The sequence below is a fragment of the Sphingomonas sp. Leaf198 genome, from assembly GCF_001424005.1.
In the GTDB taxonomy this organism is placed as follows: domain Bacteria; phylum Pseudomonadota; class Alphaproteobacteria; order Sphingomonadales; family Sphingomonadaceae; genus Sphingomonas.
In genome coordinates this window covers 433,707-459,967 of the sequence record NZ_LMPX01000002.1, presented here as the reverse complement: position 1 = coordinate 459,967, position 26,261 = coordinate 433,707, and the positions used below count along the sequence as shown (strand labels likewise).

At 66.1% G+C, this 26,261-nt stretch carries 22 protein-coding genes; 13 read left to right on the top strand and 9 right to left on the bottom strand.

Translation table 11 applies throughout. The features are described 5' to 3' along the window. Positions 1 to 111: 111 nt before the first annotated feature. The 3 genes from ftsZ to ASG20_RS09175 all read left to right on the top strand — a co-directional run bounded on the left by ftsZ (position 112) and on the right by ASG20_RS09175 (position 5,408). Positions 112 to 1,701: a cell division protein FtsZ gene (gene ftsZ / locus ASG20_RS09185; RefSeq protein WP_056051321.1), complete on the top strand. Its 1,590-nt coding sequence runs from the start codon at positions 112 to 114 to the stop codon at positions 1,699 to 1,701. Positions 1,702 to 2,026: 325 nt separating this feature from the next. Then, positions 2,027 to 4,216 (top strand): tetratricopeptide repeat protein, encoded by a 2,190-nt coding sequence (locus ASG20_RS09180; RefSeq protein ID WP_056052913.1) that lies wholly within the window; start codon positions 2,027 to 2,029, stop codon positions 4,214 to 4,216. Between the two features lie 25 nt (positions 4,217 to 4,241). Beyond that, on the top strand, positions 4,242 to 5,408 hold the full coding sequence (locus ASG20_RS09175) for a deoxyguanosinetriphosphate triphosphohydrolase (RefSeq protein ID WP_056051320.1): 1,167 nt from the start codon (positions 4,242 to 4,244) through the stop codon (positions 5,406 to 5,408). A gap of 180 nt (positions 5,409 to 5,588) precedes the next feature. On the opposite strand, the gene ASG20_RS09170 is transcribed toward ASG20_RS09175, so the two are convergent. Beyond that, positions 5,589 to 5,882: a hypothetical protein gene (locus tag ASG20_RS09170; RefSeq protein ID WP_056052910.1), complete on the bottom strand. Its 294-nt coding sequence runs from the start codon at positions 5,880 to 5,882 to the stop codon at positions 5,589 to 5,591. A gap of 218 nt (positions 5,883 to 6,100) precedes the next feature. On the opposite strand from ASG20_RS09170, the gene ASG20_RS09165 reads away from it, so the two are divergent. From ASG20_RS09165 to ASG20_RS09150, 4 genes are all read left to right on the top strand, one after another. Further along, positions 6,101 to 7,642, top strand: coding sequence for a DUF1800 domain-containing protein (locus ASG20_RS09165; protein WP_056051319.1), 1,542 nt, complete (start codon positions 6,101 to 6,103; stop codon positions 7,640 to 7,642). Between the two features lie 2 nt (positions 7,643 to 7,644). Next, positions 7,645 to 8,799 carry a DUF1501 domain-containing protein gene (locus tag ASG20_RS09160; RefSeq protein WP_056051318.1) on the top strand — a complete coding sequence of 385 codons (1,155 nt, stop codon included), beginning with the start codon at positions 7,645 to 7,647 and terminating at the stop codon, positions 8,797 to 8,799. 401 nt (positions 8,800 to 9,200) lie between these two features. Further along, complete coding sequence (argS, locus tag ASG20_RS09155) at positions 9,201 to 10,925, top strand: arginine--tRNA ligase (protein WP_056051317.1); 1,725 nt, start codon at positions 9,201 to 9,203, stop codon at positions 10,923 to 10,925. Then, entirely contained in the window at positions 10,925 to 11,644 is a 720-nt protein-coding gene (locus tag ASG20_RS09150; protein ID WP_056051312.1) for an SPOR domain-containing protein, read from the top strand. The genes argS and ASG20_RS09150 overlap by 1 nt, the downstream gene beginning before the upstream one ends. Before the next feature lie 223 nt (positions 11,645 to 11,867). Here ASG20_RS09150 and ASG20_RS09145 read toward each other — a convergent pair whose 3' ends face one another. After that, positions 11,868 to 12,137, bottom strand: coding sequence for a hypothetical protein (locus tag ASG20_RS09145; protein ID WP_056052907.1), 270 nt, complete (start codon positions 12,135 to 12,137; stop codon positions 11,868 to 11,870). Positions 12,138 to 12,368: 231 nt separating this feature from the next. Between ASG20_RS09145 and ASG20_RS09140 the strand changes: the two genes are divergently transcribed. From ASG20_RS09140 to ASG20_RS19360, 3 genes are all read left to right on the top strand, one after another. Next, a complete protein-coding gene (locus tag ASG20_RS09140; RefSeq protein WP_056051309.1) occupies positions 12,369 to 14,693 on the top strand; it encodes a ribonuclease R family protein in 2,325 nt (774 codons plus the stop codon). 50 nt (positions 14,694 to 14,743) lie between these two features. After that, on the top strand, positions 14,744 to 15,040 hold the full coding sequence (locus ASG20_RS19365) for a hypothetical protein (protein WP_156364196.1): 297 nt from the start codon (positions 14,744 to 14,746) through the stop codon (positions 15,038 to 15,040). A 67-nt stretch (positions 15,041 to 15,107) separates the two neighbouring features. Then, positions 15,108 to 15,371 (top strand): hypothetical protein, encoded by a 264-nt coding sequence (locus tag ASG20_RS19360; RefSeq protein ID WP_156364194.1) that lies wholly within the window; start codon positions 15,108 to 15,110, stop codon positions 15,369 to 15,371. Here ASG20_RS19360 and ASG20_RS09130 read toward each other — a convergent pair whose 3' ends face one another. Continuing rightward, positions 15,372 to 16,529 carry a saccharopine dehydrogenase family protein gene (locus tag ASG20_RS09130; RefSeq protein ID WP_056051307.1) on the bottom strand — a complete coding sequence of 386 codons (1,158 nt, stop codon included), beginning with the start codon at positions 16,527 to 16,529 and terminating at the stop codon, positions 15,372 to 15,374. A gap of 108 nt (positions 16,530 to 16,637) precedes the next feature. Here ASG20_RS09130 and ASG20_RS09125 point away from each other — a divergent pair, with 108 nt between their 5' ends. Then, positions 16,638 to 16,976: a TfoX/Sxy family protein gene (locus tag ASG20_RS09125; protein ID WP_056051304.1), complete on the top strand. Its 339-nt coding sequence runs from the start codon at positions 16,638 to 16,640 to the stop codon at positions 16,974 to 16,976. On the opposite strand, the gene ASG20_RS09120 is transcribed toward ASG20_RS09125, so the two are convergent. Further along, positions 16,973 to 18,748 carry an ABC transporter transmembrane domain-containing protein gene (locus ASG20_RS09120; protein ID WP_056051302.1) on the bottom strand — a complete coding sequence of 592 codons (1,776 nt, stop codon included), beginning with the start codon at positions 18,746 to 18,748 and terminating at the stop codon, positions 16,973 to 16,975. The genes ASG20_RS09125 and ASG20_RS09120 overlap by 4 nt on opposite strands. Before the next feature lie 162 nt (positions 18,749 to 18,910). On the opposite strand from ASG20_RS09120, the gene ASG20_RS09115 reads away from it, so the two are divergent. Next, positions 18,911 to 20,155 (top strand): polyhydroxyalkanoate depolymerase, encoded by a 1,245-nt coding sequence (locus tag ASG20_RS09115; protein WP_056051300.1) that lies wholly within the window; start codon positions 18,911 to 18,913, stop codon positions 20,153 to 20,155. Between the two features lie 37 nt (positions 20,156 to 20,192). Here ASG20_RS09115 and ASG20_RS09110 read toward each other — a convergent pair whose 3' ends face one another. The 5 genes from ASG20_RS09110 to ASG20_RS09090 all read right to left on the bottom strand — a co-directional run bounded on the left by ASG20_RS09110 (position 20,193) and on the right by ASG20_RS09090 (position 25,476). Then, positions 20,193 to 20,675 carry a pyridoxamine 5'-phosphate oxidase family protein gene (locus tag ASG20_RS09110; RefSeq protein WP_056052905.1) on the bottom strand — a complete coding sequence of 161 codons (483 nt, stop codon included), beginning with the start codon at positions 20,673 to 20,675 and terminating at the stop codon, positions 20,193 to 20,195. A 401-nt stretch (positions 20,676 to 21,076) separates the two neighbouring features. Beyond that, positions 21,077 to 22,255 (bottom strand): acetyl-CoA C-acyltransferase, encoded by a 1,179-nt coding sequence (locus ASG20_RS09105; RefSeq protein WP_056051299.1) that lies wholly within the window; start codon positions 22,253 to 22,255, stop codon positions 21,077 to 21,079. 131 nt (positions 22,256 to 22,386) lie between these two features. Then, a complete protein-coding gene (locus tag ASG20_RS09100; RefSeq protein WP_056051297.1) occupies positions 22,387 to 22,845 on the bottom strand; it encodes a MaoC family dehydratase in 459 nt (152 codons plus the stop codon). Between the two features lie 487 nt (positions 22,846 to 23,332). Next, the gene (locus ASG20_RS09095) at positions 23,333 to 24,508 is read right to left on the bottom strand and encodes a mechanosensitive ion channel family protein (protein ID WP_056051294.1); all 1,176 of its coding nucleotides are present in this window, start codon (positions 24,506 to 24,508) and stop codon (positions 23,333 to 23,335) included. A gap of 11 nt (positions 24,509 to 24,519) precedes the next feature. Beyond that, on the bottom strand, positions 24,520 to 25,476 hold the full coding sequence (locus ASG20_RS09090; protein WP_056052902.1) for a DNA topoisomerase IB: 957 nt from the start codon (positions 25,474 to 25,476) through the stop codon (positions 24,520 to 24,522). Positions 25,477 to 25,658: 182 nt separating this feature from the next. Between ASG20_RS09090 and ASG20_RS09085 the strand changes: the two genes are divergently transcribed. Next, on the top strand, positions 25,659 to 26,222 hold the full coding sequence (locus ASG20_RS09085; protein ID WP_056051289.1) for a type 1 glutamine amidotransferase domain-containing protein: 564 nt from the start codon (positions 25,659 to 25,661) through the stop codon (positions 26,220 to 26,222). The last annotated feature ends 39 nt before the right edge of the window (positions 26,223 to 26,261 follow it).

Sequence of the window (26,261 nt, the reverse complement as noted above, 5' to 3'; positions counted from 1 at the left end):
GTTTCGAGGGTGCTGGCGTTATTTCGGCTGGAACAGGCCGTGACGTTGGTGCACACAGATTAATCAGGGGCCCGGCCGTAGCGTATCTACCGGGTTGTGCGGAGAACGGCGATGAGCATCGAATTCCTTAGTCCCGAAGTGGACGATCTGGCCCCCCGCATCGCGGTGATCGGCGTCGGCGGCGCGGGCGGCAACGCGATCGCCAACATGATGCGGGCCGACGTCCAGGGCGTCGACTTCCTCGTGGCGAACACCGACGCGCAGGCGTTGAAGCAGTCGACCGCACCGCAGCGGATCCAGCTCGGCACCAAGATCACGCAGGGTCTCGGCGCCGGCTCGCGTCCCGAGATCGGTCGCGCAGCCGCCGAAGAGACGATCGATCAGCTCGCCAAGATGCTCGAAGGTGCGCACATGTGCTTCATCACCGCCGGCATGGGCGGCGGTACGGGTACGGGCGCAGCGCCGGTCATCGCCAAGGCGGCGCGCGACATGGGCATCCTGACGGTTGGCGTCGTGACCAAGCCGTTCGCGTTCGAGGGCAATCGTCGCGCCAAGTCGGCCGAGGGCGGCATCGACGAGCTGCAGAAGTATGTCGACACGCTGATCGTCATCCCGAACCAGAATCTGTTCCTCATCGCCAACGCGAACACGACCTTCAAGGAAGCGTTCACGATGGCGGACGAGGTGCTCCAGCAGGGCGTCCGCAGCATCACCGACCTGATGGTGATGCCGGGCCTCATCAACCTCGATTTCGCCGACGTCCGCTCGGTGATGCAGGAGATGGGCAAGGCGATGATGGGCACCGGCGAGGCAAGCGGCGACAACCGCGCGCTCGAGGCCGCGCAGAAGGCGATCTCGAACCCGCTGCTCGAAGGCGTCAGCATGCGCGGCGCGAAGGGCGTCATCATCTCGATCACCGGCGGCGACGACATGCGCCTGCTCGAAGTCGACGAAGCCGCGAATCACATCCGCGACCTGGTCGATCCCGATGCGAACATCATCTGGGGTTCGGCGTTCAACCAGGAACTCGAAGGCAAGATCCGCGTCTCGGTCGTCGCGACCGGGATTGACGCCGATGCGCGCCCGCCGGAAGTCGCACCCGAGCCGACCCGCTCGTTCAGCTTCGGATCGCGCAAGACCGACGAGAACACCTCGTTCCGTCCGAGCGAGCCCGCCGCGTCGTCGGCCGCGCCTGCTGCTTCGTCCGCCGACGAAGAGCCGCTCGACCTGAACGCGTCGTCGGAAGTCGAGCCGTCGGCGTCGAAGTCGGATGACGAGCTGGTGCTCGGTGCCGAGACGATGGTGCCGCAGGCCGCGCCTGCGCCGGTTGCTCCTGCTCCTGCTCCTGCTCCTCAACCTGCTCCCGCGCCGCGTACGTATGGCGACGAGCCTTACGGTCGTGGTCCGATCGCGCGTCCGGCTTCGGCATCGTCGGTGCCGCCCGCTCGCGCGCCGATCGCGCCGGCTGTTCCGGTGCCGACGCCGGCTGCGGACGAAGGTGGTGCACGTCGCCGCTGGCTCGCTCCGGGTGCCGAGGCTGCCCCCGAGGCGGTTCCGGCCGCCCCGCGCGTGAAGCTCGGCGGTACGCTGTTCGAGCGCATGTCCAATGCGGCGCGTGGCGTGGCGAAGGAAGACGGCGAAGCGGCCCCTCAGGACCCGCTCGATATCCCGCGCTTCCTGCATCGCCAGAACAACCAGTAAGCCGGGAATCATCCTGTCGGCGGCAGGTCGACTGACGGGTTTGAGTTTGAAGCACGCCTCGAAAGCTCCGTCATGCCGGGCTCGTTCCGGCGTCCACGGCACCGCATGCTCGCCGATCAGCGATACGCGGCACGGTGGACCCCGGAACAAGTCCGGGGTGACGGAGCATCTAGGAGGAAGGCGTGTCAGAAGCTGATAGATACTGGTCTTGAGCGAATGACTCTGCCCAACACAGCGTTCGTCGCCACCGCGCCCCGGTTCGCCGCGACCCGCGCACGCAAACATTGCCGGTTCGGTCGGGCTGGCGTCTAGACAGATGATCCTCATGACCCGCTCGTCCCATCATTTCCTGACCGCTGCGCTGGCACTCGTGCTCGCGACCGCGCCAGCCGCCGCGTCCGCGCAAGGCGTCGTCCAGGCACTTCCGGGCACGACCGATGCGGACAAGCTCGGCGACGTGATGCGCCAACTGGCAACCAATCCGCGCGACATCGATGCACTGATCAAGGCCGGCGATCTGTCGATGGGCCTCGGCGATCTCAGCGGTGCCGCGGCGCTGTTCGCGCGCGCCGAGAAGGTGAACCCGCGTGATGGTCGTGCGAAGGCGGGGATGGCGTCGATTCTCGTCCGGTCCGAGCGTCCGGGCGAAGCGCTGCGTTATTACGCGCAGGCGGAGGGTCTAGGCCTCGATCCGCGCAAGTTCGCCGCCGACCGCGGCCTCGCCTATGACCTGATCGGCCAGCAGGACCGGGCGCAGCGCGATTACCGCGTGGCACTCCGCGATGCGCCCGATGACGAGACGATCAGGCGCTACGCGTTGTCGCTCGGCATTTCAGGGAAGCCCGAGCTTGCGATCCAGCAGCTCAATCCATTGCTGCTCAAGAGCGATCGTGGCGCATGGCGCTCGCGCGCGTTCATCATCGCGATGAACGGCGACGTCGCCGGTGCCGAGAAGATCGCGACGACGATGATGCCGGCTGGCACCGCACAGGGCCTGCAACCGTTCTTCCAGCGCCTGCCAAGCCTGCCGGCGAGCGACCGCGCCTTCGCTGTGCATTTCGGGGAGGTCCATGCGACGCCCACGCGTCTGGCCGACGCGCGGATGACCCCGCCGCTGGGCATGCTGGCGCCCGATCCGACCGCGCCGGTCATGGTCGCCGCCGCGCCCCGAGCGGTGGTCGTCGCGACCTCCGGCAAGACCAAGCGTAACCGGCGCGGCAAGCCGGATCGGACCGAAATGGCCGCGGTTACCACGCGTGCCGCCGCGACGACGCCTGTTGCGGCGACACCCGCCACGACTATTCCCGCGGCGATCGCGCCACCGGTCCAGCTGGCGTCGTCGTCGGTCCGGACGGTGCAGGCCACTCCCATGCAAGCAGGAGAGCGCATCGCAACGCAGCAGCCGACCTATCGCGCGCCGCAAGTCGCGCAGGCAGCGACTGGAGGGCCGCAAACCGCATCGCCGGTTTCGGTGGCGCGGGCCGCGCTGACGCCGACCGGGGCTTTACCGGCGACTACCGTGACGCAGATGGCCGCCGTGCCTGCCGGGCGCATACAGTCGGAGAGCAACACGCGGGTGGCCAATGCGGTCGCTGCCGCAGCGACGCGTACGCCCGCCCAACCGGCGACGACGAGCCCCGTGCAACCCGCGCCGGTTCAACAGGCTTCGGTTCAGTCGCAGCCAGTCCAGGCGGTGCCAATGCGGCCGGCCCCCATGCAACCGGCGCCGGTGCAGCTGGCAGCGGCCCAGCCTACATCCGTACAGCCGCTGCCCGTACGGCAGGCCAGCGCCGCGCCGCTGCCGAGCCCCGGTTTCTCCGCTGGTGCGACACCCTCGACGCCGCCGGTCGAGGTGGCGGCTGCGATCCCGCCGCGCGCGGTCGCGTCGAGCGAGGATTCGATCCTCGCGCGGATCGTCGCGGGGCTGTCGATACCCGCTTCCGAACTCGGTGTCGCACCGATGCATCCCGCGCCCGTCGTGACGCAGGCTGCGGTGCCGATGCCCGACGATGCCGAACGCGTGCTTGCGGAGGCCAAGGCCAAGACCGAGCGTGACGCTGCGGCCAAGAAGATCGCCGCTGAGCAGCTCGCCGCAGACAAGAAGGCTGCCCTCGATAAGAAGGCAGCCGCGCGAAAAGTCATCGCGGACAAGAAGGCGCTCGCCGAGAAGAAGGCCGCCGCGGCGGAGAAGCTGGCTGCCGACAAGGCCGCGGCCGAGGAAAAGCGGATCGCGCGCGCCAATCCCGAGCGGGTCTGGGTGCAGGTGTCGACCGGCGCGACCGAGGGCGATCTGCCCAAGGCGTGGAAGAAGGCGAAGGCCAAGGCGCCGACCGTGTTCGGCACTCGCGGCGGCTGGACCGCGCCGTGGAAGGCTACCAACCGCGTGCTCGCCGGCCCTTTCAAGACCGATGCCGAGGCGCGGACGTTCGTCAACCAACTCGCCAAGGAAGGCGTCTCGACGTTCACCTTCACCAGCGATCCCGGCGAGATCATCACGAAGCTCCCTTCGAAATGAGCGCGTTCGCGCTTGGGCAGTCGAAGTGAGCTACCGCGCGCCCTGGGCTTCGGACCCGGCGCGCAGCAAAGGACGCCTTCACGAGGAACAGAACGGGTCCGTCCGCGGGCCTCGCGATGCCTTCCAGCGCGACCGCGACCGGATCATCCACTCGATCAGCTTCCGTCGCCTGCGCCACAAGACCCAGGTGTTCATGGCGCCCGATGGCGATCATTTTCGCGTCCGCCTGACGCACAGTCTCGAGGTCGCGCAGATCGGCCGGACGATCGCGCGGACGCTGGCGCTGAACGAGGACCTGACCGAAGCACTGTGTCTCGCGCACGACATCGGTCATCCGCCGTTCGGCCATGCCGGCGAGGATGCGCTGAAGGCGGCGCTGAAGGGGCAGGGCGGGTTCGATCACAACGGCCACACGCTGCGCACGCTAGTGACGATCGAGCGGCCGTATCCGTTGTGGAACGGGCTGAATCTGACATGGGAAACGCTCGAAGGGCTGGCCAAGCATAATGGACCGGTGCGGCATCCGGGCTGGGCGCTTGCCGCGGCGGATGCCGAGTTCGGCCTCGCGCTGACCAGCTTTTCTTCGCTCGAAGCGCAGGTCGCGGCGATCGCGGACGATATCGCCTATGACAATCACGATATCGACGATGGTCTTCGCGCCGGGCTGCTGACGCTCGACCAGATGCTCGCGGTGCCGCTGGTCGCGCGCGGCTGGGACGATGTGCGGCGGCGCTTCCCCGACATCGAGCCGAAGCGGCTGGTCGGCGAACTCGTCCGCACGCAGATCGGGACGATGGTCAACGACCTGATCGCCGAGACGCGCCAGCGGATCGCGGCGAGCGGCGTCACCAGCGTCGACGACGTCCGCGATGCGGGCCAATGCTTGGTCGGCTTCTCGCCCGAGATGCGCGAGGCGGAGCGCGACCTGAAGCGGTTCATGTACGCCAATCTCTATCATCATCCGCGGCAACTGGCGGCGGCCGATGCGGCGCATGGCATCGTGTCGGGGCTGTTCGCGGTCTATCGCGACGATCCGATGACCATGCCCGAGGAATGGCGCGAGCGGCTGCCGGCGGAGGATCCTGACCGCAGCCGGCATATCGCGGATTTCATCGCGGGCATGACGGACCGGTATGCCGTATCGCGCTACCGGGAACTGGTCGGCCCGATCGACCTGCCCGAAGGGTTTTGAGGCAGGGACATCGTTCGTCCGTCATCCTGACGAAAGTCAGGATCCAGAGCCGCTAAGGACATCGTTCGTTACCCTGGATCCTGACGTTCGTCAGGATGACGGGGGTGTCTGAAACCAAACGCAAAACGGCAGCCAGACCTAAGTCCGACCGCCGTCATGTCGTCTTAGGAAAAACTCAGCTCAGCGCGTAACCGCAGCGATGCCGCCAGCCGCGCCATTGGCCTCGATGGTCTTGAACGCGACCGGAACGCCGCCCGACACACCCGATACGCGATCGCCGTGGACGATCAGGTGAAACTTCTGACCCGACGGATAGCGACGGCCATCGATGACCTGGCGGCTGCCGTCCTGCGTCGAGGTATATACATACGTGCTGCCCTCGTGGACGAAGCTCTGCTTTGCGTCGGCGGCCATGCCGATCGTCGAGGTGAGGGCTGCCGCTGCTGCTGCGATGATCTTGATAGCGTTGCGCATGATCGTGTCTCCCGCGTGGTGCATCGAGCCGGATCAAGTCTCCACCCAACTCTCGATCCAATGAAATATTGCGGTGCAGCATCAGTTGCAATTGCAAACCTATCCGTCGCGATTGCGTACCGTGCAACGATGAATTGCCGCCCGGATGCGACGAGCGGCGTGCGTGACATACTTGCACGACATTTGACGCGTACGCCGGGTGACGAAGGAGAAGCGTCGTGTCTGCTTCCAGTATCGCGCTCAATCGGTTTGGCCTCGGCGCACGGCCCGGTGATACCATTGCCGGCGATCCGGCGAAGTGGGTGTTGGCACAGTGCGAAGGGTTCGAGCCGCGGCCGGCGGTGATTGCAACCGCGCCCTCGACTGCCGGGATTTCGGTCGGGCTCGTCGCCTATTATGCGCAGGAAAAGGCGATCAAGGCGCAGTTCGGACCCCGCACGCCGAAAGCTGCGATCGGCATGGATGGGAAGTCTGCGGTTTCCGGTCCCACAATGCCCGGTGCGATGAGTCCCGCCCCCGTGTCCCTGGGCGTTGCCCTCCCCGCGACGGCGCAGCCTCCTGCCATGCCGGGCGCGCTCGATCCCGGAGCGGCCGCGCGGCAGGAGGCGCGACAGGTTATCGGCAAGCAGAGCCGCAACGATTACGGCGCGGCGGTCGCGGCGCGGACGATGGCCGCGCTGACCGGCGAGGCACCGTTCGTCGAGCGCCTCGTGCATTTCTGGGCGAACCATTTCGCGGTCTCGACCGAGAAGTTCGAGGTGATGGCGCTCGCCGGGCCGATGGAGTTCGACGCGATCCGTCCGCATGTGCTCGGCAGTTTCGCCGACATGCTGAACGCGGTCGAGCGGCATCCGGCGATGCTGCTGTATCTCGACCAGGCGGTTTCGATCGGCCCGGACAGTCCATTCGCGGTACGGAAGACCCGGCGTCGCACCGGGCTGAACGAAAATCTAGCGCGCGAGATCATGGAGTTGCACACGCTCGGCGTCCGCAGCGGCTACAGCCAGGCCGACGTCACCGAGTTTGCGCGCGCGATGACCGGCTGGACGGTCGCGGGCATCGGGCGCGGTCCCGGTGCGCGCGTCCAGGACGATTCGCGCGCGGGCGCCTTCCTTTTCCTCGACGACGTTCATCAGCCCGGCGATCGAACCGTCATGGGCAAGCTCTATCCCGCGGCGGGGGAAACGCAGGCACAGGCGGTGCTGTCCGATCTCGCGGTCCACCCCGCGACGGCGACGCACATCGCGACGAAGCTTGCACGGCATTTTGCCGGCGATACGCCGCCGCCTGCGATGGTCGCACGGCTGAAGACGGCCTTCCTGAAGTCGGGCGGCGACCTGCCGACGGTCTATCGCGCGCTTGTCGCGTCGCCCGAGGCGTGGGTGCCGCAGCGGATCAAGTTCAAGTCGCCCTGGGAATGGTATCTCTCCACGCAGCGCGCGCTCGGCACGACTGTTGTCCAGCCCGGCGTCACGGTCGGAATGATGAACCAGCTCGGCCAGCCGATATGGCAGCCGGGGCAGCCGATCGGATATGATGACGTCGCCGCAGCCTGGGCCGGTCCCGACGCGATCCTGCGGCGCGTAGAGGCAGCGGAGCGGTTCGCGGCACGTGCCGGGCCGGTCGATGCGCGGGCGTTGGCGCCGACGCTGTACCCCGCCTCGCTCAGTCCCACCACTGCGCAGGGCCTGTCGCGCGCGGAAAGCCCCGCGCAGGCGCTCGCACTGTTGCTCGTTGCCCCCGAATCGCTGCGGAGATAGTCATGCTTGACCGTCGTTCCTTCCTCACCACCGGGACGCTTGGCGTGCTGGCGTCCGCCTTCGCGCCTCGCATCGCCTTTGCGCGCGCGGCGACCGACAAGCGGTTCGTCTTCATCATCCAGCGTGGCGCGGCCGATGGTCTCGGCACGATCGGCGCGGTCGGCGATCCGGCGTTTGCGGGCGCACGGGGCGATCTCGCGGCGGACTTCGCCACGGGCGCCAAGCTCGACGGCATGTTCACGCTGCACCCGGCGATGACCGCGAGTGCCGGGCTTTACAAACAAGGTCAGGCGCTGTTCGCGCATGCGATCGCCTCGCCCTACCGCGATCGCTCGCATTTCGATGGCCAGAACGTCCTCGAGACCGGCGGCGCGAGCGCATACCAGGTCCGCGACGGCTGGCTCAACCGGCTGCTCGGCGTGCTGCCGGCCGACGAGGCACGCGCGATCGCGGTCGCGGCGACCGTGCCGATGGCGCTGCGGGGGCGGCGCGAGGTGGCATCCTATGCGCCGTCGAGCTTGCCGGACGCGTCCGACTATCTGCTGCAACGCGTCGCGATGCTGTACGAGGGCGATCAGCAACTTCACGGCCTGTGGAGCGAGGCGATGGCCACGCGGCAACTCACCAGCGATCTCGCGCAGGATGGCGGGCGCAATGCAGCGGCGACCGGCGCGCTCGCCGCGCGCTTGCTCAAGCCCGACACCGGCGCGCGGATCGCGATGATCGAGACCGGCGGCTGGGATACGCACACCGGCCAACGCGGCCGACTGACCGCGCAATTGAAGGGCCTCGACGCGATGGTCGCTTCGCTACAGGCGGGGCTGGGACCGTTATGGGCCGACACGATGGTGCTGGTCGCGACAGAGTTCGGGCGGACCGTCGCGGTCAACGGCACCGGCGGAACCGATCACGGCACGGGGACGTCTGCGATGCTGTTCGGCGGCGGCGTGAAAGGGGGCAGGGTAGTGTCCGACTGGCCGGGCCTCGCGCCCACCGCGCTGTACGAGGCGCGCGATCTGAAACCGACGATGCAACTCGACGCGTTCATCGGCGGCGCAGTGTCGTCGCATTTCGACGTCGAGCCGGTCCGCGCGATGGCCGCGTTGTTTCCTGCGAGCGCAAGGACGGCGGTGGTTGAGGGGCTGGTGCGGGTCTGAGTGTTGGGGGGCTGTAGATGCGCCCGACCGAGTCGCCGCTCGCCCGCGCTTCTTTACCGGAAGAGCCGCAACCTTCACCAAGTCCGTCATCCTGACGAAAGTCAGGACCCAGAGCACTACTACGTCGCCCCTTTTAACCCTGGGTCCTGACTTTCGTCAGGATGACGGGGGTGGTCGCCTAAAAATGTGCCTCATCCTATCTGTCATCCCCGCGGAGGCGGGGACCCATATTCTCGGACGGCAGCTACACCTCGCACGGCCAGCCAGTATGGGTTCCCGCCTTCGCGGGAATGACGGTGAGACTGGTCGACACGTATCACGCCGCCCCCCGGCGGGATTAAAATTGAGCGCAAAGCCGCGATGGTCTAGAGCGCGCGTTTCCTTGACGTACCGGGACTGCCATGACGCTCTACACCCGTTTCGCCGCGCATATCGATGCGGCGCTCGACACCCTGACCGACGCGGGAACGCTGCCGGCTGGGCTCGACCGCAAGAACGTCACGGTCGAGCCGCCGCGCGACACGAGCCACGGCGATCTCGCAACCAACGCTGCGATGGTTCTGGCCAAGCCCGCCAAGACCAATCCTCGCGTGCTCGCCGATGCGCTGGTCGTCGAACTGTCGAAGCTCGAGGACGTCGCCTCGGCGAGCGTCGCGGGACCGGGCTTCATCAACATGAAGCTCACGGACGACGCCTGGCGCGCCGAACTGGCCGCGATCCCCGAGGCGGGCGCCGACTACGGCCGGTCGAAGCAGGGCGACGGGATCACCGTCAACATCGAGTATGTCTCGGCAAACCCGACCGGTCCGATGCACATGGGGCATTGCCGCGGTGCGGTCGTCGGCGATGCGCTCGCCAGCCTGCTCGAATTCGCCGGCCACAAGGTGATCCGCGAATATTACGTCAACGATGCCGGTGGTCAGGTCGACGTGCTCGCGCGCTCGGTCCACCTCCGCTACCGCGAGGCGCTCGGCGAAACCGTCGAGATCCCCGAGGGGCTGTACCCCGGCGACTATCTCGTCCCCGTCGGCCAGTCGCTCGCGAAGGAGTTCGGCGACCGCTATGTCGGCGCGCCCGAGAGCGAATGGCTGGTCATCTTCCGCACGCAGGCAGTCGCCGCGATGATGGTGATGATCCGTGCCGATCTGGCCTTGCTCGGGATCGAGCACGAGGTGTTCGCGTCGGAGGCCGAACTTCAGGCTGCGAAGAAGCCTGAGGCAGCCGAGGCGGAATTGCGGTCGCGCGATCTGGTCTATGACGGCGTGCTCGAAGCGCCGAAGGGCGAGACGCCCGACGATTGGGAGCCGGTCGAGCTGCCGCTGTTCCGCTCGTCGCAGTTCGGCGACGACCAGGATCGCCCGATCAAAAAGTCGAACGGGTCGTGGACCTATTTCGGCGCCGATCTCGCCTATCATTTCCAGAAGAGCCAGAGCGCCGATCAGCTCATCGACATCTGGGGCGCGGATCATGGCGGCACAGTCAAGCGGATCGTCGCGGCAGTGGCGGCGCTGACCGGCGGCAAGACGCGGTTTGACGTCAAGCTCGTCCAGATGGTCCGGCTCCTGCGCAACGGCGAGCCGGTCAAGATGTCTAAGCGGTCGGGCAATTTCGTCACGCTGGCGGATGTCGTGCGCGAGGTCGGCAAGGATGTCGTGCGCTTCACGATGCTGACGCGGCGGTCGGATGCGCAGATGGATTTCGACTTCGCCAAGGTGGTCGAGGCGTCGAAGGACAACCCGGTTTTCTACGTCCAGTACGCGCATGCTCGTATCGCATCGCTGCATCGGCGTGCGGAAGAGGCGGGAATCACACCTATTTCTGCGGATTTGTCCCGGCTTGATACGGACGAACTTGCTCTCGTACAGCTTGCAGCGCAGTTTCCGCGGCTCGTCGAGATCGCCTCGACCGCGCGCGAGCCACACAGAATTGCGTTCTATCTCTACGACTTGGCGGCAGCGTTCCACGCGCTATGGAATGTCGGAAACGACCGTCCCGACCGTCGTTTCCTGGTGATCGAGGATCCACAGGCGACCGCGGCACGGCTTTTCTTGGCGTCCGCTATAGGGCAGATTATTCATAACGGCCTCGCCATCATGGGTGTCGAAGCGGTTTCGGAGATGAAGTGATGGCCGAAGATATGGATCTGCGCGAGGAAGACCGGCTCCCCTGGCTCGAAACCGTCGAGCCGGACGAGCAGGAAACCGTTGGCATCGGCCGCGTCATTGCGCTCGTCGTGCTCGGTCTCGCGGTGCTCGCGGCGATCATCTTCGGCATCTACAAGCTGCAACAGCGCGCCCCGACCGGCGACGGCCAGATGATCGTCGCACAGGAAGGCGACTACAAGGTCAAGCCCGACGACGCCGGCGGCCTGAAGGTCAAGGGCGAGGGCGACTCGGCGATCGCGACCAGTGCAGGCAAGTCCGGCAACGGCGCGATCGATCTGCGCGGCGTGCCGGAAGCGCCGGTCGACGGCAAGCGTGCGGTCGCGGCCAAGGCTGACGACGCAGCGGGTCGCAACGCGGTCGCACAGGTTCCCGCATCGGGTGGTCGGCTGGTCGCCACGGCACCGCTGTCAGCGTCGAAGCCGAGTGGCGCTGGCGCGGCTACTGGCGGTTCGCTGGTCCAGCTCGGTGCGTATCCGAGCGAAGCAGTCGCCAACGCGGCCTGGACGAACTTCTCGAAGCGGTTCGCGTATGTCGGCGCGCTCGGCAAGTCGGTCCAGCCGGTCGCGACGGGCGGTCGGACTCTGTATCGTCTGCGCGTGAACGCGGGGAGCGCGAACCAGGCGGCGGATATCTGTGGCCGGTTGCGGGTCGCTGGCGAGACTTGCTTCGTCGCCAGCTAAGAGCTGTGGCAATCGGCGGGTGCTGACTGTTTGCTGCTGAGGTCGGCTGGACGCCGGTTGTCATAGATCTATTCGCGCACGGTTCAGTGGCGTGATGACACCGCCAAGGTGCGGCCGGCCTCGCGCACGGCGCTCTGCTTGAGGTTGTGCGCGTCGCGCTACGGTCGCGCGACGCTATCGCACAGTCGATCGTCTTTGCCGGGCTTGGCGACCCGCTAGGGCATCACACCACGCGACGATGCTTTCCACCGTATTTGCGCCCGATATAATCGCCGATCTGTGCGACCTCGGTGGCTGCGGCGAGCGCGCCGTTCATCTGGCAAGGGAGTGGATCGCTATCGTGATTGGCGACCCGGGCCTGAACCTTGTCGCACAACTCCTCGATATCCGCGCGCGAGAGAACGTTCTTCTCTCGCAGCAGGCAGATGAGGCTTTGCAGGATGACGAGGTTTTTGTCCTCGGGGTCCGCTTCGAGCTTCAGGGGCGTTGCCATCATGCCTCTCCTTCAATGTTTTCAGTAGACTATGCCCATCTGGACCCGTTGCAAGCCCTAAAGCCAAAAATGGCGTACCGATTGCTCGAAACCGGAGGACTATCCTTCCGGTCGGCAGGCGTTTCGAGCATCAATCCCGTACCGGATAAGTTATCTGCCATTCCTTCCGGATGCTGTCGGTCCGAGTGAAGCCGGGGTGACGGAACGGGTTGGCGTGCTTATCTGTGTGCGATGTACAAACCAAAAGCCGGTCTTCCGACGCGCGAGCAGATCCTCGACTTCATCGCCACGTCCGACGTGCCCGCGGGCAAACGCGAGATCGCCAAGGGCTTCGGGCTCAGCGCGCAGGACAAGATCGGGCTGAAGGCTTTGCTCAAGGACATGGCGGACGAGGGGCTGATCGACAGCGCTCCAGGCCGCGCGTTCCACAAGATGGGCGGGATCCCGAAGGTGACGGTGCTGCGGATCGCGGATGTCGACGATGGCGGCAACGTCTGGGCGGTTCCCGAGCGCTGGGAGGCAGAGGGCGTGCCGCCGCCGCGTCTGCGCGTGCGCGAACGGAAACGCGGGGCGCTGGGCGTTGGCGAGCGGATCCTCGCGCGCACCGAGGAGGCCGGGAATGGCTGGATCGCGCATCCGATGAAGGTGCTCGCGCCGGCGTCCGAGCAGGTCCTGGGCGTGTTGCGCGAAGAGGCGGGGCGGCTCTGGCTGACGGGCGTCGACAAGCGCGAGCGGCGTGAGTTCGCGGTTGCGGACGCAGGTGGCGCGGCGCCGGGCGATCTGGTGTTGGCGGAACTCGCGGGCAAGCCGCCGAAGATTACCGCACGTGTGGTGTCGAAGCTTGGCGATCCGTTTGCGGCGCGCAGTTTCTCGCTGATCGCGATCCACAAGCTCGGTATTCCGGATGTGTTCTCGCAGGACGCGCTCGACGAAGCGGAGCGGGTCTCGAAGCTGCCGCTTGGGGAGGGGCGTGAAGATCTGCGCGACCTGCCGATCGTCGCGATCGATCCCGAGGATGCGCGCGATCACGACGATGCGGTCTGGGCCGAGGCGGACGACGATCCCTCCAATGCGGGCGGGTGGAAGGCGATCGTGGCGATCGCCGATGTCAGCTTTTACGTGCGGCCGAAGTCGGAGGTCGATCGCGAGGCGCGGCGGCGCGGGAACTCGGTGTATTTCCCCGACCGCGTCGTGCCGATGCTGCCGGAAATCCTGTCGGCGGAGGTGTGTTCGCTGAAGGAAGGTGCCGACCGTGCCGCGCTCGCGTGCCATTTGCGGATCGGCAAGGATGGCTCGCTCAAGTCGTGGCGCTTTACGCGCGCGGTGGTGCGGATCGCCGCGAACCTTGCGTATGAAGAGGCGCAGGCGATCATCGATGGAATGGCGCGAGATGCGTCTACGGCCGACAGCGTCACCCCGTCACCCCAGCGAACGCTGGGGTCTCATTCCACGGAGGGTGCCCCTGCCGCACAAGGTCCCAGCTTTCGCTGGGATGACGAGCGCGTGGCCGCATCGCTGGTCCCCCTCTGGGCCTGCTGGCATGCGCTGGCGAAGGCGCGCGACGCCCGTGCGCCGCTCGATCTGGATCTCCCCGAACGTCGCGTGGTGCTCGACGAGCAGGGGCGGATCATGTCGGTGTCCCCGCGCGAACGGCTCGATGCGCACCGGCTGATCGAGGACTACATGATCGCCGCCAACGTCGCCGCCGCCAAGGCGCTGGAGGAGAAGAAGGCGCCGGTGATGTACCGCATCCACCAGCCGCCGAGCCGCGAGAAGCTGGCGGCGCTGAAGGAATATCTCGAGACGTTCGACGTGCCGTTCGCGTTCGGGCAAGTCGTTCGTCCGGCGACGTTCAACCACATCATCGAGCGGATCGGCGATGCGGACTTCCGCCCTCAGGTCATGGAGCAGATCCTCCGCACGCAAACCCAGGCCTATTACGCGCCGGGCAATCACGGGCATTTCGGGCTTAGTCTCGGCAGCTACGCGCACTTCACCTCGCCGATCCGGCGCTATGCCGATCTGCTCGTTCATAGGTCGCTGGTGTCCGCCTATGGCCTCGGCGAGGGCGGGTTGCCGGCGGACGATGCGGCCAACATGGAGTCGGTCGGCGAGATCATCAGCCGGCTGGAGCGCCGCGCGATGGAGGCCGAGCGCGACACCACCGATCGCTATGTCGCGGCGTTCCTGTCGGAGCGCATCGGCCAGGTGATGGACGTGCGGATCACCGGCGTCACCAACTTCGGATTCTTCGCGACGGTCGAGGGGATCGGTGGCGATGGCTTGATGCCGGTGCGTGATCTCGGCGGCGAGTATTTCCGCTTCGACGAGGGCGCGCGCACGCTGACCGGCGAGCATAGTGGTGACGTTTTCGCGCAGGGCCAGACGCTGGAACTGCGGCTTGCAGAAGCGAACCCGGTGTCGGGTGCGCTACGCTTCGAGATGCCCGAGGGGAAAGGCGCGGCCCAGCCTCCCCGTGGCGGACGCAAACCGGTGCGCGAGATCAAGCGGCGTGGTCGCCCGGCGAACATCCGCCACCAAGGCAAGCGACGTTAGGATTTGCGCAAACCCCCCGCGCTATGCGAGATCGGCGCGGGGGGAAGAATATGAGGGGACTTATTCTAGGCCGATCGCGTCGACGGATCGTCAAGGATTTCGTTGCGGCACGGGCCACGTCGGCTGGTCGTGCGATCCCCTATGTCGCGAACGACGCGCGGATATTTCGCCGACTTCGAGTCTATGGCGCGATCGTCGACGACGGGGCCGGGCGTTACCATCTCGACGCCCGCAAACTTGGCGCATTTCGCGCTTCGGTACGACTTCGAGCCGCAGCGATCGTCGGAGTATCGGGCGTCGCTGCAAGCGTTGCGGCGGCGGCGACGGTCTTCGCGCTTGCCGAATAGGCTCTCGCCGGTAAATCCGCGCCCATCCGGCGTGCCGATGGCGTTGCGTCCGCATCGGATCCGTGGAGTGATCCCGGCGCTGTTTCTGGCGCGCCACGCGATCGGACCCGACGATGCGATCGCGTTCCAACCTCGTAACGCTTCGGAGCAGGCAACGTTCGATCGGCTGCGCGCCAACGGCATTGTCCGCGGAACCGCACCAGGCCGCTTCTATTTCGATCTCGACGCGCATTATGCTGCGATCGAGCGACGCCGACGTCTCGCCGTGCCGATCGCGATCATCGTGTCGGTGCTGATCGCCTGGATCGCCACGCGGTTCTTCCGCAGTTGATCACCCGACCGTGAAGGTAAGCCCCGCCTTCGCCACCAGCCGATCGCGCAACTTCGCCCCCATCAGCGCACCCGGCGTCCAGATCCCGCCATCGCCCTCCACGTCCTGGACGAGGCACAGCGCCGCCTCGGCGATCATCTTGCTGGTCGAGCCATAGCCCGGATCGCGGTCGCCGGTGACGACCGCGTCGATCCGCTCGCCATCGGGCATGATGCCTGCGAACAGAAGGTCGTAATGGCCGGCGTCGCGCTCCTCCTTCGACGGCCCTTCGCCTGGCTTCGGCCCCTTGTCGCCCGAGAATGGATTGAACTTCGCGATCGCCTCCGCCGCGACCTTGCCGATATCGCCAAGGCCGGCGACCATCATCTCGTCATAGACGAAGTCCGCGCCATACGCCTCGCCGAGCAGGAAGTTCGTGCGGTGGACGTTCTTGGTATTGATCGGCGCCATCACGAACGGCGCGACCCACGCCGAGAGGGTCGTGTCGTATTCGGGGAGCAGCCCGGTGGGCTGGTGCGGCCCCTGGAAGCCAGGGGTGAGCGCGAACGGGCTGGTCAGCAGCTTGACGATGCCGGGATCGCGGGCGGCGGCGGCGAGCGTCGCCTTTAGGCTGGCCGCGGTGCCGCCGGAGAACGTGCCCTGCATTTTGCGCACGCGGCCTTTCACGCGGGGTGCGGGTGCGCCGTATTTGGCCTTCGCCGCCTCCTGCAATGTCAGCACGCCGAGATCGAATGGGATCGAGTCGAACCCGCAGGAGAACACGATGCGCGCACCGGTCCGCGTCGCTTCGCCTTCGTGCGCGTCGATCATGTGTCGCATCCAGGCCGGCTCGCCGCATAGATCGACGTAACCGGTGCCGGTCGCGGCGCAGGCGGCGACGAGGTTGGAGCCGTACAGTTGGTACGGTCCGACCGTTGAGATAACTACGGTGGCGCGTTCGGCCATCGCGCGGAGGCTGGCGGGATCGTCCGAGTCGGCAGCGATCAGCGCCGTGTCGGCGGGGGCACCGATCAGGTCGCGGACCTCCTGCAGTTTTGCGAACGATCGCCCGGCCATCGCCCAGCGAACGCCGGTCGGGTAGGTCTGGACGAGATACTCCGCCACGAGTCGCCCGGTGAACCCGGTCGCGCCGTAGATGACGATGTCGAAGTCGCGCATATCCATCTCCTGTTTTGCCGAGTTTGCGCGCGCGGGCATGGCATCGCAAGTGGAACGCCGTCGTCGGCATGGCTCGCCAAGGCCGCGGCGATCTGCGAGGATTGCTTGATGGCATCCGATCGCAAGACCGTCGCATTCATCGTCGACCAGCTCGCCGCGGCGGGGGAGGTCTCCGCAAAGCCGATGTTCGGCGAATACGGCGTCTATTGCGACGGCAAAATGGTCGCGCTGATCTGCGACGACCAGCTGTTCGTGAAGCCGACACCGGGCGGCCGCGCGTTCGCGGGGGCGATCGAGGAAGCGCCGCCCTATCCGGGCGCGAAACCGTGCCTGCTGGTCGACGCGGACCGCTGGGACGATGCCGAGTGGCTGGCGGAACTCGTCCGTATCTCGACCGCGGAACTGCCGATGCCGAAACCGAAGAAGCCCAAGCCCACGAAGGTTTAGGCGGCCTCGTTGAACTGCAGGCTCGCCAGCCGCGCATACAGCCCGCTGTTGGTCATCAGCGACGCGTGCGAGCCTTCCTCGACGATCTGACCATCGCTCATCACGATGATCCGCTCGGCCGCGCGTACGGTCGCTAGGCGGTGCGCAATGACTAGCGTGGTGCGGTTCGCCATGAGCCGTTCGAGCGCTTCCTGCACCAGTCGCTCGCTTTCGGCATCGAGCGCACTGGTGGCCTCGTCGAGCAGCAGAATCGGCGCATCGCGGAGGAGCGCGCGCGCGATCGTGACGCGCTGGCGTTGGCCGCCGGAAAGGCGTGCGCCGCCCTCGCCGAGGAACGTGTCGAGGCCTTCGGGGAGTTTGCGTAGGAATTCGGCGGCGTTGGCGGCTTCAGCGGCGGCCCAGAGTTGGTCATCGGTTGCCGACCAGTCGCCGTAACGGAGATTGTCGCGGGCCGAGGCGCCGAAGATGATCGTCTCCTGCGGGACCATTGCGATGCGTGCACGGATGTCGGCGGGGTCGGCATCGCGCAGGTCGATGCCGTCGAGCGTCACGCGGCCGGCGTCAGGGTCGTAGAAGCGCTGGACCAGCTGGAAGAGGGTCGTCTTGCCTGCGCCGGAGGGGCCGACGACGGCGACCGTCTCACCGGGCTTCACGTCGAGCGAGAAGCCGTTGAGGGCGGCGACGTCGCGCCGCGTCGGATAGTGGAACTGCACGCCCTCGAACGCGAGCGCGCCGCGTGGCGGCTGGGGCAGGGCGACAGGGTTGGCGGGCGCGGCGATCTCGGGTTTTTCGCGTAGGAGTTCGGACAGGCGTCCGGCGGCACCGGCGCCGCGCAACAGGTCGCCGTACACTTCGGTCAGCGCGCCGAACGCGCCGGCGACGATGCCGCCGGTCAGGACGAACGCGGCGATCGCGCCGCCGCTGATGCGCCCGGCGGCGACGTCGATCGCGCCTTCCCACAGGACCAATGTGATCGATCCGAAGACGAGGCCGATTACGATCGCGGTCATCACGGCGCGGAGCATGATCCGAGCGCGAGCCGCGGCGAAGGTCGCGCTGACCGCGTCGGAGAAGCGGATCGCCTCGCGGTCTTCCTGCCCGAATGCCTGCACGACCTTCATTGCGCCGAGCGTCTCGGTAGCGATCGAGCCGACGTCGGCGACACGGTCCTGCGAGGTGCGGGAGTAGTTGCGCACGCGCTTGCCGAGCAGCGCGATCGGCAGGATGATCAGCGGGATGCCGATCATCAGCATGCCCGCGAGTTTGGGCGAGATCGCGAACAGGTAGATCAGCCCGCCGATGCCGGTAAAGGTGTTGCGGAGCGCTATCGACACCGTGCTGCCGACGACCTGTTCGATCAGCGCAGTATCTGACGTGAGGCGCGAGGCGATTTCCGACGGGCGGTTCTCCTCGAAGAAGCGGGGCGTCAGGCGGAGCAGGTGGCGTTGCACGTTGGTGCGGATATCCGCGACGACGCGCTCGCCGAGCCACGACACGTAGTAGAAGCGCACTGCGGTTGCGAGCGCGAGTACGACGACGATCATCAGCAAATAGTGGAACGAGTTGGCGACCGAACCGCCCGCACCGGGGCCGAAGCCGCGGTCGATCACTCGCTTGAACCCGTAGGGAATTCCGATCGTCGCGGCCGAGGTCATCATCAGCGCGAGCCCCGCGAACGCGATCTGGCGGGGGTATTGGGAGGCGTGACGCCACACCATCGCGAGATCGCCGATCCGGCGGGAGGTCTTCTCTTCGGGTATCGGCTTGGCCATGCGCGGTGCCTAGCAGTGGCGGGGGTGGCGCTCAACGAGAACCGGGCGTCGCAGCGAGCGGTGATCCGGTCGCGCGGGACGGAGCGGCGGTCGATCGCGCGTTGCACTGCGGCAAAATTGCGTTACCACCGTGCAAAGCCCGATGAGGCGAGAGGATACCGCATGCTCTACGATGCCTATGAATTCCAGCGTTCGATGATGGCCGGCGCCAGCAAGATGGCGAGCTTCGGCGCGGATATGCTGAACAATCCGGCAAACCCGTTCGCCTATTTGGGCGGCGGCACGGTGGTCGCATCGGCGCTCGAAGTGTTCGCACACGCGAATGCGACGCGGGGAAAGCCTGCCTTTGGTCTCGACACGACGACGATCGACGGGCGCGAGGTCGCGGTGCGCGAGGAGATCGTGCTGCGGAAGGGCTTCGGGCAGCTGAAGCGCTTCGTGCGCGCCGATGACAATGGGGTCGTCGAGGGCGGTCCGAAGCTGCTGATCGTGGCGCCGATGTCCGGCCATTACGCGACATTGCTGCGCGGCACCGTCGAGCGGATGCTGCCGTTCGCCGACGTCTACATCACCGACTGGCGCGATGCGCGCAGCGTGCCGCTGTCGGCGGGGCGGTTCGATCTCGACGACTACATCGATTATCTGATCGCCTTCCTGGAAAAGATCGGTCCCAACGAGGGGCAGGGGGGCACGCACATGCTCGCCGTCTGCCAGCCCTCGGTGCCATGTTATGCCGCGGTCGCGTTGATGAGTGCGGACAAGAACCCGTGTCGTCCCAAGACGCTGACGATGATGGGCGGACCGGTCGATACGCGCGAGGCGCCGACGTCGGTCAACACGCTGGCGACCGAGCGGCCGCATGCGTGGTTCGAGCAGAACGTCATCGCGACCGTGCCGGGCAATTATCCGGGTGCGGGGCGGAAGGTGTATCCCGGCTTCCTGCAACTCGCCGGGTTCATGTCGATGAATCTGGGCAACCACATGGTTTCGCACTGGGAGATGTATAAGCATCTCGTCCAAGGCGATGGCGAAAGCGCGTCGCAGAGCCAGGATTTCTACGAAGAATATCGCTCGGTCTGCGACATGACCGCGGAGTTCTATCTCCAGACGATCGACGTCGTGTTCCAGAGCCATGCGCTGCCGCGTGGGATCATGACGCATCGTGGTCGGCTGGTAGATCCGGCGGCGATCACCGATATCGGTCTGCTCGCGGTCGAGGGTGAGCGCGACGACATTTCGGGCTTGGGCCAGACCAAGGCGGCACTGACGCTGGCGACTGCGCTACCCGACGAGAAGAAGCGCTATCTGATGGCGGAAGGGGCCGGTCATTACGGCATCTTCAACGGGTCGCGCTGGCGCGACAAGATCGCGCCCGCTGTGGAAGAGTTCATCACCGCGAACGGGTGATGGAAAACGGGCAGCCCTTGCAGGCTGCCCGCAGTCGTTACGCGATCGAGTTTACCACTGCGTGGCTGCTCGACTCGTCCGAGCGGATCGTGCCGCCGAACAGCATCTTGAGGCGGCCGCCGATCGAGATGTCGGTTTCCCACAGCTCGGCGCTATCGATGTCGAAGCGCAGCAGCGTGAGGTTGGGATCTTCCTTGCCGCCCGGAAACCATGCCTCGACCTGGTTGTTCCAGAGCTTGTCGATCTGCGTGCGGTCGTTCGACGTCGAGACGTCGCCGGCCATGCACGCGAAGAAATCATGGCCCTTGCCGACGAACTGCGCCATCGCCGCGCCGCCCTTGGCGATGCGGTTGTCGCGGCCGGCGAAGAAGAACAGCGTGTTGGGCTGATCGTCGTCGATCTGCGCGGTCATCGGCTCGGAATGCTGGCCGTCATGCAAGCCGATCATCACGAACGGGCTGGCCTTCAGCTTGTCGATGAACTTCGCTGCGACTTCCTGCGGGGTATCCTTGTCGGCCATCGTCATTCTCCTATTGGCTTGGATTGCCACTGAGAACGGGCGGGGCGGAGGTTGGTTGCGCGGGGGCGGCCGGATCGGCTTATGCGATGCTGCTTGGTGAAAGCGCGCGGAGGGCGCCATGATGGCGACGGCAGTAGTTCTGCTGCCGAACAAGAAAGGTAAGGTGTATGCAACTTGCCGATCTGTGCCTCATCCTCGGCATGCTCTTCGCCTTCGCGACATTAGTCGTGAAGATCATCGAAGTGTCACGCAAAGGCTAGGTGCACGGGAGGGGCTCGATCTAGCAGTCGAGTCCCAAACGTATTGAGCCCCGGCCGCTAGCACGACCGAGGCTCAGACAAGAAAGGCGGTGTATGCAACGCCGGTATAGTACATGCGCTACACCGGCGTGGATTTCAAGGTCACAGTACTTCGAACAACCCGGCTGCGCCCATGCCGCCGCCGACGCACATCGTGACGACGACATACTTCGCGCCGCGCCGCTTGCCTTCGACCAGAGCGTGGCCCGTCGCGCGGGCGCCGGTCATGCCGTAGGGGTGGCCGATCGAGATCGCGCCGCCGCTGACGTTGAGCAGCTCGTCGGGGATGCCGAGATGGTCGCGGCAATACAGGACCTGCACCGCGAACGCCTCGTTCAGTTCCCACAGGCCGATATCGTCCATCTTGAGGCCGAAGCGCTTAAGCAGCTTGGGGATCGCCACGACCGGGCCGATGCCCATCTCGTCGGGTTCGGTGCCGCCGACCGCCATGCCGACATAGCGACCGAGCGGCTGGAGACCGCGCTGCGAGGCGATCTTCTCTTCCATCAGTACCGACGACGACGAGCCATCCGACAGCTGCGATGCGTTGCCCGCGGTGATCGTGAAGTCGGGGCCCATCACTGGCTTCAGCGACTGGAGCCCCTCCAGCGTGGTGTCGGCGCGGTTGCCCTCGTCCTTGGTGATCGTCACGTCCTTGTACGTGACTTCCTTCGTCTCCTTGTTGACGATCGCCATGTTGGCGTCGACGGGGACGATCTCCGCGTCGAAATAGCCAGCGGCCTGCGCGGCGGCAGTGCGTTGCTGCGACTGAAGCGCGTACGCGTCCATCGCGTCGCGGCTGATGCCGTAGCGTTTGGCGACGACCTCGGCGGTCTGCAGCATCGGCATGTAGACGTCCTTGTGCATCGCGATCAGCTGGGGATCGGGGGCGACGCGCATCTGCGGGGTCTGGACGAGGCTGATGCTCTCGACGCCGCCGCCGATCGTGATGTCCATGTTGTCGGTGATGATCTGCTTGGCCGCGGTGGCGATCGCCATGAGCCCGGATGCGCACTGGCGATCGACCGACATGCCCGAGACGGTGACGGGGAGCCCGGCGCGCAGCAGCGAGGTGCGGGCGATGTTGCCGGCCTGGTGGCCCTGCTGGAGCGCGCAGCCGAAGACGACGTCGTCGACTTCCGCCCCGTCGATGCCGGCGCGCTCGACCGCGGCCTTGATCGAATGCGAGGCGAGCGTGGGGGCGGGGGTGTTGTTGAAGCCGCCGCGGTAGGCGCGGCCGATGGGGGTGCGGGCGGTGGAGACGATGACGGCTGAACGCATGATTTTATCCTTATCTGCTCCCTTCCCGCTTGCGGGAGGGGTTGGGGGAGGGGGGGGCAGAGCAGCCGGCGCAATCGCGGCTATCTCGGACCCTCCCCTGACCCCTCCCGCAAGCGGGAGGGGAATTAGTTTCAAACGAAAATCTGGCTGATCCATTCGGCGATCAGGGCGGGCTTTTCCTGGCCTTCGATCTCGACCGAGAAGGCGTTGGTCTGCTGCCACTGGCCGGGGCGCTTTTCGTCGAACGAGAGCAGCTTGAACCGGCCGCGGACTTTCGAGCCGGAGCGGACGGGGGTCAGGAAGCGGACCGAGTTGCCGCCATAATTGACGCCCATCTTCGCGCCTTCGATGGTCGGCGCATCGGGGACCTTCGACGACAGCAGAGGCATCAGCGACAGCGTCAGGAAACCGTGCGCGATCGTGCCGCCGAACGGGGTCTGCGCCGCGCGTGCAGGATCGATGTGGATGAACTGGTGGTCGCCGGTCGCGTCGGCGAACTTGTCGATCATGGCCTGCGTGACCTCGACCCAGTCGGAGACCGTCTCGGTGCCGATGCGGGCCTGAATTTCGGCAGTGGTGATCGTGGCCACGGGGTTCCTCTCTGGTTGGCGCTGGGCGCTGCTGCGTCTTTAGGCGCGTCGGCGGGGGTATCGCAAGGCCGGGTTGACCGGGAAGAGGAAAATGGTGGGTTTGTGGAGGTGAGGCGGCGAACCCGATGTTCTAAAGAGGGCGAGCGACGGCATTTGATCGCTCGTTCCGCATTGGTGTTCTCGCGCGAAGGCGGGAGCCCAGTCTGGGTCCCCGCCTTCGCGGGGAAACACGCTGATCGAAGGGAAAATGCCTAGCGTTTGACCAAGTACACCGCCCCGGCGGAGGCCGGGGTCCAGTTGGAAAGGCCGCAGTAACGGTGCGCGTCCTTCATCACAGGCGCCTCCCAACTGGGCCCCGGCCTTCGCCGGGGTGGTGATTGGGGGGCGGAGCGTGAAACCCGTCATGCCGGGCTTGTCCCGGCATCCACGGTTTCAAATATTCTCGGGCGTGGAGATTGAGGAGCCGTGGAGCCCGGGGTGACGGGGTTTAGGCCGGCGTTGCTTGCGTCTCCGCCCGTCGCCCTTCGGGATACGGCATCACCACCGAGCCATCGGGTGCCGCCATCATGTTGACCTGCGTCGGGAAGGCTATCTCGATCTTTTCGTCGTTGAAGCGCTTCAGGATCGCGATTCCGACCGCGGTGCGACCATCGTAGAAGCTCGCATAATCGGGGCCCTTGCTGTCGAACTGGACCTCGAAATCGAGGCTAGACGCGCCGAAGCCGGTGAAGCCGGCGCGCGTGAAGATCTTGTCGTTGGCCTCGACGATCTCCTTCAGCATCGCGGGGATGCGCGAGCAGACTTCGGGCGGCGTCGAATAGGTGACGCCGATGACGAACTTCGCGCGGCGGTGGTTACGCTGCGTGTTGTTGAGGATCTCCTTGTTGAGGAGGTTCTTGTTCGAGATCACGCGCTCTTCGCCGTCGATGCCGCGGATGCGCGTCGATTTGAGGCCAATCGCTTCGACGCTACCCGAGGCGGTGTCGTAGCTGATCGAGTCGCCGCGGCGGAACGGGCGGTCGAAGATGATCGCGAGCGCGGCGAACAGGTCGGCGAAGATGCCTTGTGCCGCCAGGCCGATCGCGATGCCGCCGACGCCGAGACCCGCGACGAGGCCGGTGACGTTGACGCCGAGATTGTCGAGGACCACGACCAGCGCGACCGCGAACACCACGAACGTGACTAGCAGGCGGATCAGGCCCATCGCCGAGAGCAACGCTTCACCCGAATAATGTTCGGACTGCGTACGGTGCTCGATCGCGCCGAGGATGATCTCGCGGACCCAGACGGCGGCTTGGAACACCGCGGCGACGGTGAAGAGGAAGTTGATCGTCGTCGCGACTTCGCCCGGGGCGGCGGAGTATCCGGCGACCAGCTTGGCGGCTAGCATGACGATGAAGAAATTGCCGGTGCGGGCGATCGCCTTGCCGACGACGATGCCCCAGCCGTTCAGCGCACGCGGGCGTTCGCAGAGCTTGCTGCCGAAGCGGCGTGCAGTGTGGAGCGCGACGACGATCACCGCGCCGATCCCGAACGCAATCAGGATCTGGAGCCAATAGGCCTGGACCCAGGCGAAGCTGGCGGTGACGAAGCCCTGGGCCTGGTCGCCGACATCGCCCGCGTCGAAGATCGGTTGCTTGGCGGCGGCAGTGGTATTGGTCATGGGAATACTCGTCAGGCCGCTTTGGCCAGTGTCGCGACAGCGGGCGTGCCGGCTTCGAGGAAGGTGATCAGGCCACATTCCTCGCGGCTGAGATAGCGCTTGGCGCGCGGAAGGCGGAGCGCCTTGCGGAAAGTCGACTGCCCGGTCTTCACCAGCGCGATCAGCGACGGGTGGACGTAGCTTTTCCGCGCGATCGCGTGGGTGTTGCCGAGGCGGGCGACGACGGGTTCGAGCATCGTCTTGAGGCTGAGGTCCCGCTCGGCGGACGCGAGCGCCTCGAACGCGGCAACGCTGGCGGCCCAGGTGCGGAAGTTCTTGGCAGTGAAATCGGTGCCCGTGACGTCGCGGATGTAGCAGTTGACGTCGGTCGAGGTGACGGGGTGCGCGACGCCGGCATCGTCGAGCCATGCGAACAGATGCTGTTCGTCGAGGTCCTGGCATTTCTTGACGAAGCTGCTGAGCGATCGGTCGGTGATCCTGAGCGTCCGCATCTTGCCCGACTTGCCCTTGTACTGGAGCTTCAGGGTCGAGCCCTTCACCTCGCCGTGGCGCTTGCGCAGCGTCGTGGCGCCGAAGCTTTCGTTCGCTTCGGCATAGGCTTCGTTGCCGATGCGGATGTGGCCGCCGTCGAGCAGGCGGATGACCGCGGCGACCGCGCGTTCGCGGGTCAGCGAGCGTTTGCGGAGGTCGGCCTCGACCGCCTTGCGGATCTTGGGGAGGGCGTGGCCGAAGTCGGCGCAGCGTTCGTACTTGGCGGCTTCCTGTGCCTCGCGGAAGCCGAGGTGGTAGCGGTATTGCTTGCGCCCCTTCTCGTCCCAGCCGACCGCCTGGATATGACCGTTGGGCTTGGGGCAGAACCAGGCATCGCGGTAGGCGGGGGGAAGGCCGACTGCGTCGAGCCGGTCGATTTCTTCGCGGTCGGTGATGCGTTCGCCCTTGGCATCCCAATAGCCCCAGCCGTTCCGCATCTTCTTGCGGGTGATGCCGGGCTTGGAGTCGTCGGAATACACGATCTTGGTGGGCAATGCGGTGGTCCCTTGGGGGCGTCTGATTCTGACTATCTCTGCAAATGTTCGGGAAGGCGCATCGTTCCGGAACGAGGCGGGCTGCGCTTGGTTGAGGGAGCACGGGATTTCACTGGAGACATGACATGGCCGATCTTTCCCAAGCTCGCGTATTGATGCTCGCTGCCGATGGTTTCGAGACCGTCGAACTGTTCGAACCGCGCAAAGCGCTGGAGGCGGCGGGCGCGAAGGTGACGCTCGCGTCGATCAAGACCGATCCGATCCAGGGCATGAAGGGCGACATCAACAAGGCCGAGACGGCGACGCCCGACCTGACGCTCGACGAGGTCGATACCGACGATTACGACGCGCTGGTGCTGCCGGGTGGCGTCGCCAATCCCGACACGATGCGCCAGGAAGAGCGCGCGATCGAGATCATCACCGAGTTCATGGAGGACGGCAAGATCATCGCCGCGATCTGCCATGCGCCGTGGCTGCTGGCCGAGGCGGACGTGATCGACGGACGCCGCGTGACGAGCTTCCCGTCGATCCGCACGGACCTGGAGAATGCGGGGGCGGACGTGGTGGACGAGGCGGTCGTGGTCGACGGCAATCTGATCACGAGCCGCAAGCCGGATGATATTCCTGCGTTCAACAAGGCGATCATCGATGCGCTGGAGGAAGAACTGGCTGACGAGCCGGTCGACTGATGTGTTCCCCTTCCGCTTGCGGGAGGGGTTAGGGGAGGG